At 61.6% G+C, this 865-nt stretch carries 1 protein-coding gene; it reads left to right on the top strand.

The window, feature by feature from the left end; translation table 11 throughout:
- A partial coding sequence (locus ACP7EG_RS27680; RefSeq protein ID WP_426090247.1) for an AMP-binding protein occupies nt 1-865 on the top strand: 865 nt, incomplete at both ends.

Here is an 865-nt window from a genome sequence, read left to right as displayed (position 1 = left end):
CGGGCGGCGCGTATGTGCCGCTGGACCCGGCGTATCCGCAGGAACGCCTGGCCTACATGGCCGAAGACAGCGGCATTGCGCTGTTGTTGACGCAACAGGCTTTGCGCGCCACGGTGAGCCGTTTTACGGGCCAGCGGGAAGGCTTGTGCGTGGTGAGCCTGGATACACCCGAGATGCTGTCGACATTGCAGGCATCTGGCACGGCCAACTTGGCGCGCTGCGCCGGGCAGGGTGCACAGCACCTGGCCTATGTGATTTATACATCGGGTTCGACGGGCCAGCCCAAGGGGGTGATGATCGAACACCGGGGCCTGGTGAATCTGGGCGTGCAGGACCTGTTCGGCATCAGGGAAGGCAGCCGGATGCTGTGTTTTGCATCGCTGAGCTTTGATGCCGCAACGTTTGAATGGGTGTCGGCCTTGCTGAAAGGCGCGGCGCTGTATATCTGCACGGAGACGCAGCGCCATGATCCGGCCGCGCTGGAAGCATATTTGGTGGCGCAGCAGATCACCCATGCGACCCTGCCGCCGGCATTGCTGGCACATCTGAACCGGGATCGGGCCTATGCTTTTGAAAATATTGCTCTGGTGGGGGAGGCGAGCAACGTGCAGCTGGTGCAGCACTGGCTGGAAAAAATCCGTATCTTTAACGGTTATGGACCAACGGAAAATACGGTGTGCGTCAGCACGGCGGAACTGCAGCTTGGAGCGCCGGTCATCATCGGCCGTCCTGCCGCCAACGTGCAGGTGTATGTGCTGGACGCTCGTCTGCATTTATTGCCCTTGGGTGCCGTCGGAGAACTGTATGTGGGTGGTGCGGGCCTGGCGCGCGGCTATCTGCACCGTCCGGAACTGACGGCGGAACG

It is taken from the genome of Janthinobacterium sp. PSPC1-1 (assembly GCF_049897625.1).
Taxonomy (GTDB): Bacteria; Pseudomonadota; Gammaproteobacteria; order Burkholderiales; family Burkholderiaceae_D; genus Janthinobacterium; species Janthinobacterium tructae.
Note: the sequence above shows the minus strand (reverse complement) of the source record. Positions and strands in the feature narration are given on the sequence as shown.